This window comes from Capillibacterium thermochitinicola (genome assembly GCF_013664685.1).
Taxonomy (GTDB): Bacteria; Bacillota; UBA4882; order UBA10575; family UBA10575; genus Capillibacterium; species Capillibacterium thermochitinicola.
This window is the reverse complement of record NZ_JAAKDE010000012.1, coordinates 143,710-158,801: the sequence shown is the minus strand read 5'-3', so window position 1 is coordinate 158,801 and position 15,092 is coordinate 143,710. Positions and strand designations below refer to the sequence as shown.

16 protein-coding genes are annotated in these 15,092 nt (G+C 49.1%); 2 read left to right on the top strand and 14 right to left on the bottom strand.

Annotated elements, in window-relative coordinates:
- Positions 1-4: 4 nt before the first annotated feature.
- Both gcvPA and gcvPB read left to right on the top strand, forming a co-directional pair.
- On the top strand, positions 5-1,357 hold the full coding sequence (gene gcvPA / locus G5B42_RS06710) for an aminomethyl-transferring glycine dehydrogenase subunit GcvPA (RefSeq protein ID WP_181339680.1): 1,353 nt from the start codon (positions 5-7) through the stop codon (positions 1,355-1,357).
- Positions 1,354-2,805: an aminomethyl-transferring glycine dehydrogenase subunit GcvPB gene (gene gcvPB, locus G5B42_RS06705; protein ID WP_181339679.1), complete on the top strand. Its 1,452-nt coding sequence runs from the start codon at positions 1,354-1,356 to the stop codon at positions 2,803-2,805. Before gcvPA ends, gcvPB begins: the two co-directional genes overlap by 4 nt.
- 12 nt (positions 2,806-2,817) lie before the next feature.
- On the opposite strand, the gene G5B42_RS06700 is transcribed toward gcvPB, so the two are convergent.
- The 14 genes from G5B42_RS06700 to G5B42_RS06635 form a co-directional block, all read right to left on the bottom strand.
- Positions 2,818-3,249 (bottom strand): endonuclease domain-containing protein, encoded by a 432-nt coding sequence (locus G5B42_RS06700; protein WP_181339678.1) that lies wholly within the window; start codon positions 3,247-3,249, stop codon positions 2,818-2,820.
- Positions 3,250-3,412: 163 nt separating this feature from the next.
- On the bottom strand, positions 3,413-3,745 hold the full coding sequence (locus G5B42_RS06695; RefSeq protein ID WP_181339677.1) for a bactofilin family protein: 333 nt from the start codon (positions 3,743-3,745) through the stop codon (positions 3,413-3,415).
- Positions 3,746-3,762: 17 nt separating this feature from the next.
- A complete protein-coding gene (locus tag G5B42_RS06690; RefSeq protein WP_181339676.1) occupies positions 3,763-4,659 on the bottom strand; it encodes a M23 family metallopeptidase in 897 nt (298 codons plus the stop codon).
- A 175-nt stretch (positions 4,660-4,834) separates the two neighbouring features.
- Complete coding sequence (locus tag G5B42_RS06685) at positions 4,835-5,281, bottom strand: bactofilin family protein (protein WP_181339675.1); 447 nt, start codon at positions 5,279-5,281, stop codon at positions 4,835-4,837.
- 21 nt (positions 5,282-5,302) lie between these two features.
- Positions 5,303-6,283: a M23 family metallopeptidase gene (locus G5B42_RS06680; RefSeq protein WP_231133299.1), complete on the bottom strand. Its 981-nt coding sequence runs from the start codon at positions 6,281-6,283 to the stop codon at positions 5,303-5,305.
- A 14-nt stretch (positions 6,284-6,297) separates the two neighbouring features.
- Positions 6,298-6,699, bottom strand: a complete 402-nt coding sequence (locus tag G5B42_RS06675) for a hypothetical protein (RefSeq protein WP_181339674.1) — start codon at positions 6,697-6,699, stop codon at positions 6,298-6,300.
- Between the two features lie 239 nt (positions 6,700-6,938).
- Positions 6,939-7,448: a DUF4446 family protein gene (locus tag G5B42_RS06670; protein WP_181339673.1), complete on the bottom strand. Its 510-nt coding sequence runs from the start codon at positions 7,446-7,448 to the stop codon at positions 6,939-6,941.
- A gap of 458 nt (positions 7,449-7,906) precedes the next feature.
- The gene (locus tag G5B42_RS06665) at positions 7,907-8,785 is read right to left on the bottom strand and encodes a ParB/RepB/Spo0J family partition protein (protein ID WP_181339672.1); all 879 of its coding nucleotides are present in this window, start codon (positions 8,783-8,785) and stop codon (positions 7,907-7,909) included.
- Entirely contained in the window at positions 8,778-9,539 is a 762-nt protein-coding gene (locus G5B42_RS06660) for a ParA family protein (RefSeq protein WP_181339671.1), read from the bottom strand. The genes G5B42_RS06665 and G5B42_RS06660 overlap by 8 nt, the downstream gene beginning before the upstream one ends.
- 159 nt (positions 9,540-9,698) lie before the next feature.
- Complete coding sequence (gene rsmG / locus G5B42_RS06655) at positions 9,699-10,415, bottom strand: 16S rRNA (guanine(527)-N(7))-methyltransferase RsmG (RefSeq protein WP_181339670.1); 717 nt, start codon at positions 10,413-10,415, stop codon at positions 9,699-9,701.
- Complete coding sequence (gene mnmG, locus G5B42_RS06650) at positions 10,391-12,271, bottom strand: tRNA uridine-5-carboxymethylaminomethyl(34) synthesis enzyme MnmG (RefSeq protein ID WP_181339669.1); 1,881 nt, start codon at positions 12,269-12,271, stop codon at positions 10,391-10,393. Before mnmG ends, rsmG begins: the two co-directional genes overlap by 25 nt.
- 11 nt (positions 12,272-12,282) lie before the next feature.
- The gene (gene mnmE, locus G5B42_RS06645; RefSeq protein ID WP_181339668.1) at positions 12,283-13,665 is read right to left on the bottom strand and encodes a tRNA uridine-5-carboxymethylaminomethyl(34) synthesis GTPase MnmE; all 1,383 of its coding nucleotides are present in this window, start codon (positions 13,663-13,665) and stop codon (positions 12,283-12,285) included.
- A 103-nt stretch (positions 13,666-13,768) separates the two neighbouring features.
- Entirely contained in the window at positions 13,769-14,398 is a 630-nt protein-coding gene (jag, locus tag G5B42_RS06640) for an RNA-binding cell elongation regulator Jag/EloR (protein ID WP_181339667.1), read from the bottom strand.
- Between the two features lie 37 nt (positions 14,399-14,435).
- Positions 14,436-15,062: a YidC/Oxa1 family membrane protein insertase gene (locus G5B42_RS06635; protein WP_231133298.1), complete on the bottom strand. Its 627-nt coding sequence runs from the start codon at positions 15,060-15,062 to the stop codon at positions 14,436-14,438.
- Positions 15,063-15,092: the final 30 nt, after the last annotated feature.

Below are 15,092 nucleotides of genomic sequence, written 5' to 3'. Positions count from 1 at the left end.
AAAGATGGGCCATCCATATTTACCCCTGACCGACCAGGAACGGCGTCAAATGGCCAAAGTCATTGGCATTCAAGACGAGTCCGAACTCTTCGCCACCATTCCGGTGACAATACGCGCCAAAGCTGCCTTTGACCTTTCCGCCCGGAATGAGTGGGAGGTTAAGCGGCTCTTTACCCGGTGGGCGGCAGAAAACACCCCCGTCTCGCAGCTCATTTCCTTTCTGGGGGCCGGGGCCTATGAACACGCAATCCCGTCGGCACTACCCTTTTTGGTCAACCGTTCCGAGTTTCTGACCGCCTATACCCCTTACCAGCCGGAGTTCAGCCAGGGACTGCTCCAGGCCTTTTTTGAATACCAATCCTTAGTTGCCGATCTGACCGGAATGGACGTGGCCAATGCTTCAATGTACGATGGACCCACCGCCCTGGCCGAGGCCGTCCTCCTGGCTCATAACGTCAGCAACCGGAAGGAGTTTATCGTGCTTTCCGGACTGAACCCCGAAGCCCAACAGGTTCTCCGGACTTACACCGCCCATTTACCGGTGAAAATGCATTTTATGGCACCGCAAGAACAGGAACCAGAAGTCAAATCACAACTCGCCACCTTGCTTTCCGACCAAACCGCCGCGGTCGTCCTCCAGTATCCGGATTTTTTTGGCCGCCTGCGGCTGACCAGAGATTTGCTCTCCTTAATTAAAGAAAGTGGCGCTTTGTCCATCGTTTATCTTAACGACCCAATCTGCCTCGGCCTGTTGGAACCACCCGGGACGATGGGTGCGGATCTCGTGGTCGGTGAAGCCCAGTCTTTCGGGTTACCCCTCTCCTTTGGCGGACCTTACCTTGGTTTTTTCGCCGCCAAAAAGGATTTTCTCCGGAACATGCCCGGCCGGTTGGTCGGAAAGACCACCGATCTAGACGGAAAAGAAGGGTTTGTCTTAACGCTACAAACCAGAGAACAACATATCCGGCGTGAAAAAGCCACTTCCAACATCTGCACCAATCAGGCCCTCTGTGCCATCACCGCCACCATCTACCTGTCCCTACTGGGCCCAACCGGCTTAAAAGAAGTCGCGCTGTCCACGGTACGGAACAGTCATTACCTCTATTCCCAACTAACCAGGATTCCGGCGGTGCAAGGACTATCGCTCGAACCCTTTTTCCATGAATTTGTGATTGGCCTGCCTACCACCGATGAATCCTTTATCCCAAAAATGAAGGAGAAAGGCTTTCTCCCCGGCTATAGGTTGCCTTCCGGTCAACCGTTTTCAACCAACGCCTATCTCTTATATACTTCCGAATTACGAACCAAAGCCGAGATGGACCGGTTCTGTGAAGAAATTGAGAGGTGTGTACAATGAAAAAGAAAGCCGGACCCGTTTTATTAAACCAGGCTTCCGTCCCGGGAAGACGAGGCTATCTACCCCCCGTTTCGGATCTGACGACACCGGAAGAAGAACTGATCCCGTCTGCTTTTCGCCGCACGGCGCCACTGAACTTACCGGAACTGAGTGAAATGGATGTGACCCGCCATTTTACCCAGTTGTCCCAGCGGAGCTTCGGTGTGGACCAAGGCTTTTATCCACTGGGCTCCTGCACAATGAAATACAACCCCAAACTCCTGGAAGATTTGGCCTCCCTTCCCGGTTTTCGGGACCTCCATCCTTTGCAGGATGAATCCAACGTGCAAGGGGCCCTCCGGTTGATCTACGAAGCAGAAAGAATCTTCGCGACCATCACCGGGATGGACGCCTTTACGTTGCAACCAGCCGCCGGTGCCCACGGCGAACTAACCGGTCTCTTGATTATGAAAGCAGCCCTTCGGGATCGGGGTGAATTGGAACGGGAGATCATTCTTATTCCCGACTCCGCCCACGGCACCAACCCCGCCAGTGCGGCGTTGGCCGGCTTTAGAGTCCAAAAGATCCCGTCTTCGGCGGCCGGAATTATTGAACCTGAGGACCTTAAACCTTATCTGTCACCGCAGGTTGCCGGGTTGATGTTAACAAACCCCAATACCTTGGGCCTTTTTGAAGAAAAGATTCTAACCATCACCCAGATGATCCACGACATCGGCGGCCAGGTCTATTACGACGGTGCCAACCTCAATGCCATTATGGGCTGGGCCCGTCCCGGTGATATGGGCTTTGACCTTGTCCATCTTAATCTCCATAAGACCTTTGCCACCCCTCATGGCGGCGGCGGTCCCGGTTCCGGGCCACTGGGTGTTAAAGCCCACTTGGCACCGTATTTGCCTGTTCCCCGGGTCGTTTCGACGCCGGCCGGTTTTAAGTGGAGTTACGATGCACCCCGTACCATTGGTAAAGTGAAGGGTTTTTGGGGTCATTTTGCGGTAATCATCAAAGCCCTCGCCTATATTTACAGCCTCGGCTTTGACGGGTTGAAGCAAGCCTCATCCGATGCAGTCTTAGCGGCCAATTATCTGCAAACCTTATTAAAGGAAGACTATAATCTTCCTTACGACCGGCACTGTATGCACGAGTTCGTCCTCAGCGGGTTGAAGGAAAACCCGGCCGGAGTCCGGACCATGGATCTGGCGAAAAGCCTTCTCGATTACGGGATCCATCCGCCGACCGTCTACTTTCCCTTGATCGTGGCCGAAGCCTTAATGATTGAACCAACAGAATCCGTCACCCTGGACTTACTGGATTCATTTGTGGCGGTCATGAAAGAACTGGCGGAGCAAGCCAAGACCACGCCGGAGAAACTAAAAGAAGCGCCCTATACGACACCCGTACGGCGCTTAAACGAAGCAGAAGCAGCCCGCCATCCGGTCCTAAAGTGGTAAAAGCAGCCTACTCTATTCTTCAGTCTTTTCTTCTTCTTGGTTCAGCCTTTTTTTATAGGCAGCCAACTGACTTTGCCAAGGGGCTTGCTCCTCATCCGGGCAAGCCCCTTTTTTTAGCTGGAGATCATGACCGTCAATAAACACTTTGATCTGCCGCAGGCACTCTTTAATGTCCTGGTAGACCTGGGAGTTTGTAAAACGCAATACATGATAACCGGCGGCTTGTAACCGCTGGTCTTTTTGGAGATCCCTTGCTTGCTGTCCCGCACTTAAATGATAAAAACCATCAATCTCGATGACCAGATAATACTCGGGTAGGAAGATGTCCACTTCCATCCCTTCCAGCCACTGGTTTTCCAGAAAGCTGATCTTCTCATCCCGTAGTTTTTCCGCGAGTATTCTCTGTGCTCCTGTTTTGGAAGGTTGAAACCGCAAAATCCTCACCTTTTTCCGCTAACCATACGGCGTTTTCTTTTCCCGCTCTATTTCTATGTCTGGGAGCGAAAGGATTGTTCCAAACAAGCCCTATATGTATGAAAAAGCCCCTTATTCAGGGGCTTAATAATCATTCGCAACTCTGCTTTTGAGAACAAGCTGCTTTTCGCCTCTATTTTTTGTTTTGCCGGCACTCGCCCTGGAAGCGGGCGCCTTCTTCCACTACGAAGATGGACATTTCCGCCTCGCCTTGGAATTTTCCGGTTGCTAAAATCTCCATCTTTCCATTTACTTTTGTCTCTCCATGAAGAACACCGGCGAGCAGAAGATTGTCGGCCTGGACTTTGCCTTCCACTTCCCCCGACTCCGAGATATAGAGGTTTCCTTTCGTAACAATCTCCCCTTGGTGCTTTCCATCAATCTGAATATTTTCCGTCGAACCAATCGTCCCCCGAAAAGTGGTAGCCTTCCCGATGATCGTCTGAATTTGATTTTTCCCTTCCATAACAGCTATCGACCCCTTCAATTAAGATATGGTGTTGGGTCTACCGGAACATTGTTAAGTCGTACCTCATAGTGAACGTGGGGTCCGGTACTGGTCCCGGTATTACCGACGTACGCAATGATCTGTCCTTTTTTCACTTTTTGTCCAACCCGGACCGCCAGTCGACTGTTATGCCCGTATCGCGTCCGGTATCCGTTGCCGTGGTTAATTTCAACCAAAAGGCCATAGCCGCCCCGGGGTCCCGCAATCGTCACCGTTCCCTCGGCGGTCGCCCGCACCGGCGTTCCGATCCGGGACGGGATGTCTATTCCGTGGTGGAATATGACCTGTTTATGAACCGGGTGCCGTCGGTAACCAAAACCGGAGGAGATCCGCCGGTCACGGGCCAGCGGCCAGATGGTCGGGATGAAGTCGAGTTGACGGTCGTATGTTTTATACTTGGTTAATAGATCATCCAGTGCGGAACTGGTGAAGGCAAGCTCTTCTTCAAGATAGCTTAAGTTACTGTTTAAGAGTTCTAATTTAGAGTAATCCTGGTCGGCACTGGACAGCCGGTAACCGGGTAAATATACTTCCCGGTACGTCAGGGCTTTTTCCCCGGTTTTTTTGTTGTTGCGCAGGCGGTCATATTCCAACTCCATATCAACAAAGAAACGGTTGGAGGCGTTTAACTTGCCCGCCATCTCCTGGGTTGCTTTCAGACAAGGATCAAGCCGCCGCAGTTCTTTGTCCTGCTTGGCGATGATCTGGCGTAAATCATAAATATGCCGTTCCAGCTCCCAGATCTCCGAAATGCGGAAAGGATAACGGACAAGATAATAAATGTTGACCGCCATAATGATAAAGAAAGAGATAAAAACAAAGTAAGGGATGTTTATCGAGTTGACCTTCCCCTTGTTATTGGGGACGATCATTAAGCAATACCCTTTTTCTCTCTTCCTTCTTCTTTTTCTCCACAAAAAAACAAAAGCCCGGTTATCCACTTCTCTCATCTTTGCCACCATTAATGATTTAATCCTTTACCCCAAGAAGAGCAGTGTGTTGAATGTAAAACTGTGGACCCATCCCGTCAGCCTGGCACGTCTTGCCTTAGCGTTGGGTCTGACCGCTGTTCGCTTGGCCTTTTTGTTCCGCCGGGGTTCCAATCGGTAGAAACTTCCCTTTTTCCTTACTATCCTTGCTGAATTGTTGACAGTTCCCTTGGAAGACCGCGCCTTCTTCCACCACCAACAAGGCCATTTTGGCTTCCCCTTGCAAGTTCCCGGTCGGAACCAATTCCAACTTGCCGGCGGCCTCTACTTCACCCTGGACTTTACCGGCAATAGTGATGTTTTCGGCTTTAATCTTCCCTTGTACTACTCCACTTTCCCCAATCACCAAATCCCCTTTGGTGATGATTTCGCCGTCAAACTTACCGTCAATCCGGATTGTCCCCGTGGATTCTATATTACCTGTAAAGGCGGAATCCTTTCCGATCAGAGTGTCAATTTTCCTGCTTCCACCTTTGTTGTTTGCTTCATGCTTGTCTTTTCTCATCAGTATCCTCCTCAATAATGATTACGGCAGGTAGTTTCGTGGATTAACCGGTTTACCGTTATAGAGAACTTCGTAATGAAGGTGGGGACCGGTACTTTTACCCGTACTCCCAACCAGGGCAATGATATCGCCCTTTTTCACCTGCTGCCCTTCTCTAACCAATATTTTACTATTATGGGCATACCTTGTACGGTACCCATAGGAGCCATGTTTAATCTCGATAAACAACCCGTATGTACCATAGGAAGAAGCGCGTACCACCGTTCCGTCGGCGGTCGCCCGCACTGGCGTCCCCGCCCGTACCGCAATATCGATCCCTTCATGGAAAGCACCGACCCGGCCGGTGACCGGATCCCGCCGGTATCCATAATAAGAAGTGATATAGCCTTTTTGCACTAACGGGTAAATGGTGGGGGTATAATCCAGCTCCCGGTCATAGGCACTAAAACGGGAATACAGATCTTGCAGTTGAGCACTGGTCTTGCTTAGCTCTTCATCCAGAAAGTCCAGGTTACTGTTGAGAATATATAGTTTGGTCAGCTCCGAATCGGCGCTGGACAACTTGTACTGGGGCAATTGGAAGGGACGATAACTACTGCCCCGACTGACCCGCGTCCGTGAAGAGATGTTCCGAACTTCATTGTACTTGTTCTCCAGCTCCATGGCCAGTCGATTATGGACATTAATCATCTCCCCGACCTCATGGGTTGATCGAATCGCCGGATCGATCATTTTCAATTCTTTTTCTTGACGGGCAATGATCTGCTTGCAATTGATAATCTCCTGTTCAAGTCGGAAGATCTCGGCAATCCGCAAAGGATAACGACATAGAAAATAGAAGTTTACGCCCATTAAACAAAAGAATATTACAATAAGGACAAAAGGAAGATAGATGCTCCTCACCTTTTCCGGTTTGTTCGGGAGCACCATCAACGTATAGCCTCGATCTTTTTTCCGGCGCCGGGAGGAAAACCTCAGCGGCGATTTCATTACCCGTTCCATAATTGACTCCTTTATCAAAACTTACCAGCTTTTTTATCCAAAATTGAACGGTGTAATGCTTCGATCTGTTTTATGATCTCACTATGTTGCGCTACAATTGCTTCGAACTCTTCCGTCTTTTTGATTGATGGATCAATCAATTTCAAATCGTTGTCGTTTCGGGCAATCACGTCATTAAGCTGGTATACTTTACGATCTAAATTATCGATCTCCGAAAGACGCAAAGGATAACGGACCAAGAAGTAAATATTAGCCGCGAACAAAAGGAAAAAAAGGACAATGATGAAAAAAGGGATATTAATACTTTTAGTTACTCCTGAACCACGCGGAACCAACATAAAAGTATAACGTACTTCCCTTTTTTTTCGCCAATATTTTTTTATTCTACTGACCAGCGTCGCACGACCATCGATCAATTTCTATCACCGCTTACCCGAATCTATTATGCCACGTTCCCTCCGTAATTATCTTCAAAAATAACTCAATTTGTCCATCCACCAACCGGAAACGGGCGAGCACGACTAATCCCCGCGTAAACAACTAAGACAAAGGCCGCCGGGCTTACCACCATCTGGCTTTGAATATTCATTTATTAACAGTACGTAACTTATTCTCCTTTTTCCTGAAAAATCCTTCCTGCTTTTTTCTTTTCCTTTTATTTTCTTCCTTCAAGAGCTGCAGCTAAAACCTGTTCTTCTTCGTCGGACAGGGGGTAATTCGCCTTTCCGCCGCTGATCGATTTGGCATATACCCTTGATTCATCCCGCCCGTAGATGCTGCTGAGCATTACGCCGTTGCCTTTGCGGTCCAGAAGAACAAGCGAAAAGCTCTGGTCCCCGCCCACGTTGGCAAAGGCTTTATACCGCTGAAGCGCCCACCTCTGGAGATAAGCGGTGGCCTCCCGCTCGAGCTGATCAATCCTTGCTTCTCCGCTTAAAAGTCTTTCCTCCGCATTCTTCATTCTTTCGCCCAAATCAAGCAAGATTTCCTCTAAATTGGCACCTTTGTTTCCAGTAAGGAGTAACCTATAGCGGTTCATCAGTTTATGCAGCTGAAAACCGGTGATTAGAAGTCCGAGGAGGACAAGCCCCTGTATGACTAGGAGGACCCAAAAAAATCGCTCCTGTGGTGACAAACTGCTGAAGAATTCGATTATTTCCGCCACGATGAACGCTCCTTCTTGTCCAATCTTTGTCAATATAATTATTCTTGCTGATCTTGCCACATCCTTTATAAAAATAGAATTTCTTTATGATCTCATCATAATCTTTTTTACAGGTCTTCGCCTGTCCATGATTCAATCAGCCACCCCATCCCTCTATATCTGTTCAATAAGATCATCGGCAACATTTTCCCAGTTATAAAGACGAATGGTTAATCGAACGGATGTTCGTCTATACAATTTCTTGCCGTTGTCCCTGATCCATATTCTATAAAAAATCGCCCAAGCCAATATATTAACTTAGGCGATACTCTGGTATCCTTTTATGACTCTATTTGGAGTTTATACTTTTTTACCACTCGGTGTTTATCCCTCATGTATATGTGCCTTGACTACGCCTTTACCTAAACCGGGGCCGGAATAGTATCCACTGTCTTGCGTTTCCTGGTCCTGCCTTTTGTCTATAAACTCAACAAAATTTCCGTGATTCTTTCAAATTCTTCCGGTGAGTAATATTCAATCTCGATCTTCCCCCGGTCACCACTGCTTTTAATATTAACTTTAGTGCCAAAGATCCGGGTCATATCATCAATGATTGCTTGGAGGTTTGGATCAATTTTTTGCCTAACCTTTGGCTTCTTGTTCTCTTCCCCCGTCAATGTTTCACGTGAAACACCAGAGAGATGGATCTGGCGCACCAATTCTTCCGTCTCGCGAACCGATAGTTTTTCCTGGAGAATCTTTTCGCTGATATAAAGCTGTTGCTCTGGCTGTTCAAGGCTAAGGAGCGCACGGGCATGTCCCATTGTCAGTTGGCCTTCAGCAACCATCTGCTGAATTGGTTCCGGCAAATTAAGCAAACGTAAGGTATTGGCGATGGCCGACCGGCTCTTCCCTACGGCCTTGGCTACTTCTTCTTGGGTCAGATTAAACTCCGCCATTAGCCGTTGGTACGCTTCGGCTTCTTCCATAGGGTTTAAATCTTCCCGCTGCAAATTTTCGACCAACGCAATCTCCATAATCGTGCGGTCGTCCAATTCTTTGACCACGACGGGAACCGTGGTCAGACCGACCTGTCTCGCCGCCCGCAAACGGCGCTCGCCCGCGATGAGCTGGTAGCCGTCGCCTTTTCTCCGCACCAGTAAGGGTTGGAGAACTCCATGCTCTTTGATGGAGGCAGCTAATTCTTGTAGACTTTCCGGGTCAAAGTGTCGTCGGGGTTGATAAGGGTTTGGCTCGATACTTTCCACCGGGATTTCTTGTGTGTTCTGGAGGTCCTCTTCTTCCAGCTGTGGAATGAGCGCCCCTAACCCTTTACCCAAAGCGCGTGTTTTATTCACGGGCAATCACTTCCTTAGCCAATTCAAAGTAGGCCTCGGCACCCTTAGAACGATTATCATACAGATTAATCGGTAAACCGTGACTCGGTGCTTCGCTGAGCCTGATGTTCCTGGGAATTACCGAATTATAAACGCGGTCTTGGAAATAGTTCCGGACTTCCTCCGCCACCTGTTGGGAAAGGTTAGTCCGGTGGTCATACATGGTTAAAACGACCCCTTCCACTTCCAGTGATGGATTAGAATACTTCTGGACCAACTGTAAAGTCTTCATCAGTTGGCTGAGGCCTTCCAAAGCGTAATATTCACATTGAATCGGTACGATCACCGCATCCGCCGCCGCTAGGGCATTAAGGGTTAAATTCCCAAGGGAAGGGGGGCAATCGATTAAAATATAGTCATATGCTTGTCTGACCGGTTCAATGGAACGGCGGAGACGCTGGTCGCGCGCCATCATACCAACCAATTCCGCCTCGGCCCCGGCCAAGCGAATAGTAGCCGGTGCGGCCCATAAGTTTGGGACTTGGGTGGGAAGGATCACTTCTTCAATGGGGATTTCGCTCACTAAAACATCATAAATGCATTTTTTAATCTCACTTTTCCGCAGCCCTAAGCCACTGGTCGCATTCCCTTGGGGGTCGTTATCTAGTACTAAAACTTTTTTCCCTAAAACTGCTAAGTAAGCACCGAGATTAACTGCGGTCGTTGTCTTGCCAACGCCACCCTTCTGGTTAGTGATGGCAAAAACTTTTCCCATCCTCCTTACCTCCTCGCCTCTTGGACCACCAATATTGGGTTCATTCTTTCTTTTAGTTCGCGAAGACCGATCAATCTTCCTGCAAAAAACCGGAAGGAAATAAAAAAGAGCGGCTCCCCTTGGGTAGGGGCCGCTGCAAAAATGTTTCACGTGAAACATTTATAGAGGCCGTTTTGCTGGAACACCGGGCCGCCGCGGGTATTTGTCCAAAGTGGGTCCTGTTTTTTGAAACAAAAGGAGCGTGCGCTCGCCCATCGCCAACGGTAATTGGTAGGATAACTCTTGCTTAAGCTCAACCTTCAGGAGGTCTTGTGCAGTTTTGGCTTTTTCGATTTCGGTCTGGTAGTTTGGGCCTTTATAAGCCAAAACAAACCCTCCGGTTACACAGAAGGGAATGGTTAGTTCCAAAAGGGCGGCCGTCTCGGCCACCGCGCGGGCAGTGACCATCGGGTATTGTTCCCGAAATTCCTTCTGGTGGGCGAGATTTTCCGCCCGGTCGTTATAGATAAAAATGTTTTCTAATTGTAATTGCGCTTTAACGCGGTGTAAAAAGTCGGCCTTTTTGCGACTGGCCTCCACCAAGTGGTATGATTGCTGGGGGTAGGTAATAGAGAGGGGAACGGCGGGAAGCCCGGCGCCTGATCCCAGGTCAAGAATCTTCGGCCACTCGGCCCAGGCGGTTAAGCGGATTACGACTAAAGAATCATAAAGATGCTTAACAACCGCCTCTTCCCAACTGGTAATGGCAGTAAGGTTGGTGGTGCGGTTTGTTTCCAAAACCAGCTGTAGATAGGTAAAAAGCTTCTCCCGTTTTTCGGCGTCCAGTTCGGGAAAGGGTTGAAATAGATCATTCATAAATGTTTGGGCGCTGTACATTGCCGGTTACTCCTGGTGATCCAGATTAAAAGGGTACTTAGATCGGCCGGGCTGACACCGCTAATCCGTCCCGCTTGACCCAGGGTGGCCGGCCGAAATTTCTGTAGCTTTTCCCGGGCTTCGGAAGACAGATTCGGTACCGCGGTATAATCAAAGTCAGGCGGAATCTTCTTCTCCTCCATTTTTGCCAAACGGGCTGCCATCTTTTCTTCCCTTTCCAAATAGCCTTCGTATTTAATGAAGTTTTCGACCACTTCGTCGGTGAGGGGCTGCTTTTGGTCGGGGTCGATCAGGTCCCAGAGGTCGGTAATCTTGATCTGCGGCATCCGCAACAACTGTTTAAGGCTGCTTTTCTGTTTCACTTCAACGCCGGTTAATTCTTTGAGGCGGAGCGCTTGCTCTGACCCGGGAGTAATATGGGTCTCAGTAAAGAAGGCCAACGTCTCCTCAATCCGCTCCCGTTTCCTTTGGAAACAGTCATACTCTTCCAACGAGATTAGGTTAAACCGGTAACCGTACTCGGTCAACCTGAGGTCGGCATTTTCTTGACGGAGAGAAAGGCGAAATTCAGCCCGCGAGGTCATAATCCGGTAGGGCTCGTTGTTCTCTTTGGTTACCAAATCATCGATGAGAACCCCTATGTAAGCCTCATTCCGCCCTAAGGTAAAGGGTTCTTCCCCTTTTAAATACAAACCGGCATTGATCCCCGCAATAATACCTTGCGCCGCGGCTTCTTCATAACCGGAAGTACCATTGATCTGTCCGGCACTAAAGACCCCCGGCCACCCTCGAATTTGCAAGCTGTTCTGCAACTGTTCGGGAGCGATCACATCGTATTCAATGGCGTAACCGGGACGAACAATCTCTACTGCTTCCAGCCCCGGAACGGTGCGGATAAACTGATCTTGGATTTCCTCCGGTAAACTGCTGGAAAGCCCGGCAATATACATTTCATCGGTATTTAAACCTTCCGGCTCGATGAAAACCTGGTGCCTTTCCCGTTGGGGGAAATTAACCACTTTATTCTCAATGGCCGGGCAATACCTGGTGCCGATTCCTTTGATCGCCCCGCAATACATGGGAGCCAGATGGAGATTATTACGGATGATCGCATGGGTTTTTTCATTAGTGTAGGTCAGCCAACAAGAAACGGGTTCGCGCGGGCTCCAAGGCAACCAGTAGGAAAACCCGTGGTCCAAACGGTCACCGGGTTGTTCAATCATGGCGTCAAAATTGATGGACCGTTTTCGCACCCGTGCGGGTGTTCCGGTTTTGAAGCGTTTGAATTTAAGGCCTTGTGCCTCCAGATACTCGGCCAGGGCGTTCGCCGGATGCTGTCCCTGCGGACCGGAGGGAAAGGATAAACTCCCAATATGGACGCGCCCCCGCAAAAAGGTCCCGGTCGCGATGACAACCGCCGGAACCTCAAAGGTAATTCCGGTACTAAGGGTTAATCGCCAGAGATCTTTGTAACGCTCAAGGGCGACAACCTCGCCCTGACGGATGGTGATTAATGGTTGTTTTTCCAAATATTCCTGCATAAACTGCTGGTAAAGCCGTTTATCCGTCTGTGCCCGTAAAGCGCGGACGGCCGGACCTTTCTGGGTGTTTAAAGCCCGGATTTGAATATGGGCGCGGTCGGTATTCCGTCCAATTAAGCCGCCGAGGGCATCAACCTCGCGGACCAGGTTACTTTTCCCCGGCCCCCCGACCGAAGGATTGCAAGGCATAAAGGCAATATTATTAAAATTTATCGTTAAGAGGAGGGTGGTAAAACCCATTTTGGCAGTGGCATTGGCCGCTTCACACCCGGCATGGCCCGCCCCGATTACAGCCACATCGTATTTTTGTCTCATCGTCCCGCTCCCTATTTCCCTATACAAAACTGGGCAAATATTTCGTTGATAATCTCTTCCGAAACCGCACGGCCGGAGATTTGTCCCAAGGCGTCAAGAGCCGCCCGCAGGTTTACCGCCAAAAGGTCTTCGCTCCACTCTTCAGCGATCCCTTGCACAACCAGGGTTAAAAGTTCAATCGCCTCCTCAATGGCTTCTTTATGGCGTACCCTTGTCACCAAAGCCGGTTGTTCGGCGAGGCCTTCGCTCCCGATCAACTCATCACGGATCAACGTTTTCAGCTCGTTAATCCCCGCTCCGGTCAGCGCCGAGATCGAGAGGAACTTGGCCTGAGGAAAGGCGCTCTGTAAGGATTCGACTGTAACTTGCACAGGCAAATCGGTTTTGTTCAAGATGATCAGCGCCGGTTTCGCGCTCAGAAAATCGATTAATGCATGGTCTTCCGGTGTTAACGGCGTAGCCGCGTCAAAGATGGCTAAAACCAGATCGGCTTCGGTCATTAATTGCCGGGCTTTTTCGACCCCGGCTTTTTCCACCGGATCGTCACTCTGGCGTACACCTGCGGTGTCAATGAGCCGGACCGGAACACCCTCCAAATCAATTATCTCCGAAACAAAATCGCGAGTCGTCCCCGGAATCGGGGTAACGATCGCCCGTTCTTCACCCAGGAGTTGGTTCAGTAAGCTGGACTTGCCCACATTGGGGCGGCCGGCAATTACGACCGTCGCCGCATCCCTCAAGATAATTCCCCGGTCGGCAGAGTCTAACAATTGTTTCAGGCGCTGCCGGACGTTATTAACTTCGTTTAGCGCTTCATTCCTCTGAAGTTCCGGGATCTCATCCTCGGGAAAATCAAGGGCCGCTTCGATCGGTACCAGGAGCGCCATCAGCTTTTCTTCTTGTTCCTTTATGACCTGTGCCAACCGGCCCCGTAACTGATTCAAAGCAACCCTTTGCGCCAAATCGGTGCGGGCCCGAATCAGATCGATCACCGCTTCCGCCTGGGTTAAATCAAGGCGACCGTTTAAAAAGGCGCGTTTGGTAAATTCCCCTGGTTCGGCGGGCCGTGCTCCAGCTTGGAAAACTGTTGTTAGTATTTTTTTAAGATTCTGGTATCCACCGTGCCCTTGAATCTCTAATAAATCCTCCCCGGTGTAACTCCTCCGCTCCTTAAAATAAAAATAGATCACTTCATCAATGGGTTCATTGTCCTGGTCAACAACATAACCTAACCGGACCACTCTTTCCGGCCAAGACTTGATCTGCTTTCCGGACGGGTGACGCAGAATTTTGGCCCCGATGGATAACGCCTCGGCCCCGCTGATGCGGATGATCCCGATTCCTCCTTCCCCGGGCGGGGTGGAGATTGCTGCTATGGTCTGGCTTTCCTTCATTTCCGATCCCTTGTCCTTCGCGAAAAATCGCCTTTACCATCTTACTTGTGGAAAAATAATAAAAATAATACGTGCCCCGGAAGGCACGTGTTCGTTTGCTAGGCTAGCGTGTCGTTTTTGGGGAGATAACCACGCGCCGGTAGGGTTCCTCTCCTTCGCTATGCGTAACGACTTCTTTATTATTTTGTAAGGCCAGGTGAATAATTCGCCGTTCTTGAGGGGTCATGGGGCTTAAAACCTCGCGCCGTCCCTTTCTTCTCACCCGTTCCGCCGCTGTTTGCGCCAAACGTTTTAAGTTTTCTTCCCGGCGTTTCCGATAACCACCGACATCAATGATGACCCGGTCCTTATCATCACTGTCTTTATGGACGGCCAAATTTACGATATACTGAAGAGCATTGAGAGTTTGGCCGTGACGACCAATCAATCGCCCCAGATCATCCCCATTTATATTAAGCACCACGTAACCGGGGCGTTTAAACATTTCGACTTGAGCAAAGATCCCCATATTGACCAATAGTTCCCGTAAAAAACGAACCGCCTTTTGGGCCAGCTCTTCTTTGACCGTGGCCCTAATTTTTACCCGGTTGACATTTAATAAACCCAAGAAACTCTTGCTTGAGGTCTCTTCCAAAACTTCCACTTTGACTCTGCTCTCATCGACGTTTAGCTCTTTCAGTGCTAATTCCAACGCTTCCTCTTTTGTTTTCGCGACAATTTCCACTGATTTCATCGAGATAAACCTCCTTAGGAGACCAGAAATTGTTTACTTATTTTATCTCAGGTTGCTCCTCATGAATAAAAAATTTGGTTATAATCCACTGCTGAACAATCCCAATCACTGTACTGGCCACCCAGTAAACACCAATCCCGGCTTTAAGCGTATAAGTGACATACCCCATAAAGACTGGCATTACGTACATTAAGGTACTTTGGGATGGATCGGTCGTCGATACGGTCGTCATCTTCTGTTGTAAATAGGAGGTCAATCCGGAGATTGCCGCCAACAACCAATAACTGTGGCTTTTCGTCAAATCCATCGTCAAAAAATAGGCGTTGGTAAAATCGAGATTATAATTTTCCGGAACCCTTAAAACATTGAATAATGCAAACAAAATCGGCAGTTGCAAAAGCAGGGGCAGACACCCGCCAAAAGGATTAACTTTATGTTTCTGGTAAAGTTCCATCACTTTCCGCTGTTGTTCTTCCGGATTGTGCTTGTATTTCTCCTGGATCTTTTTCATCTCGGGTTGAATTTTTTTGAGTCCTTCCATGGAACGGATCTGACTAAGCGTAAAAGGAAATAAAACCACTTTCACCAAAAGGGTTAAAAGGATAATCGCCATTCCCCAGCCTACCCCAAGGGTATCGTGGAAAAATGTTAATATGTTGGCCATGATCGTGGATATCATAAGCGTAAACTCCAC

What these genes read in the sequence shown, in the direction of transcription:
- G5B42_RS06660 (WP_181339671.1), bottom strand. Translation starts at nt 9,539, where the DNA reads ATGGGAAAAGTTTTTGCCATCACTAACCAGAAGGGTGGCGTTGGCAAG.
- mnmG (WP_181339669.1), bottom strand. Translation starts at nt 12,271, where the DNA reads ATGAGACAAAAATACGATGTGGCTGTAATCGGGGCGGGCCATGCCGGG.
- gcvPB (WP_181339679.1), top strand. Translation starts at nt 1,354, where the DNA reads ATGAAAAAGAAAGCCGGACCCGTTTTATTAAACCAGGCTTCCGTCCCG.
- jag (WP_181339667.1), bottom strand. Translation starts at nt 14,398, where the DNA reads ATGAAATCAGTGGAAATTGTCGCGAAAACAAAAGAGGAAGCGTTGGAA.
- G5B42_RS06695 (WP_181339677.1), bottom strand. Translation starts at nt 3,745, where the DNA reads ATGGAAGGGAAAAATCAAATTCAGACGATCATCGGGAAGGCTACCACT.
- G5B42_RS06685 (WP_181339675.1), bottom strand. Translation starts at nt 5,281, where the DNA reads ATGAGAAAAGACAAGCATGAAGCAAACAACAAAGGTGGAAGCAGGAAA.
- G5B42_RS06635 (WP_231133298.1), bottom strand. Translation starts at nt 15,062, where the DNA reads ATGGCCAACATATTAACATTTTTCCACGATACCCTTGGGGTAGGCTGG.
- G5B42_RS06690 (WP_181339676.1), bottom strand. Translation starts at nt 4,659, where the DNA reads ATGATCGTCCCCAATAACAAGGGGAAGGTCAACTCGATAAACATCCCT.
- G5B42_RS06680 (WP_231133299.1), bottom strand. Translation starts at nt 6,283, where the DNA reads ATGGAACGGGTAATGAAATCGCCGCTGAGGTTTTCCTCCCGGCGCCGG.
- rsmG (WP_181339670.1), bottom strand. Translation starts at nt 10,415, where the DNA reads ATGTACAGCGCCCAAACATTTATGAATGATCTATTTCAACCCTTTCCC.
- gcvPA (WP_181339680.1), top strand. Translation starts at nt 5, where the DNA reads ATGGGCCATCCATATTTACCCCTGACCGACCAGGAACGGCGTCAAATG.
- mnmE (WP_181339668.1), bottom strand. Translation starts at nt 13,665, where the DNA reads ATGAAGGAAAGCCAGACCATAGCAGCAATCTCCACCCCGCCCGGGGAA.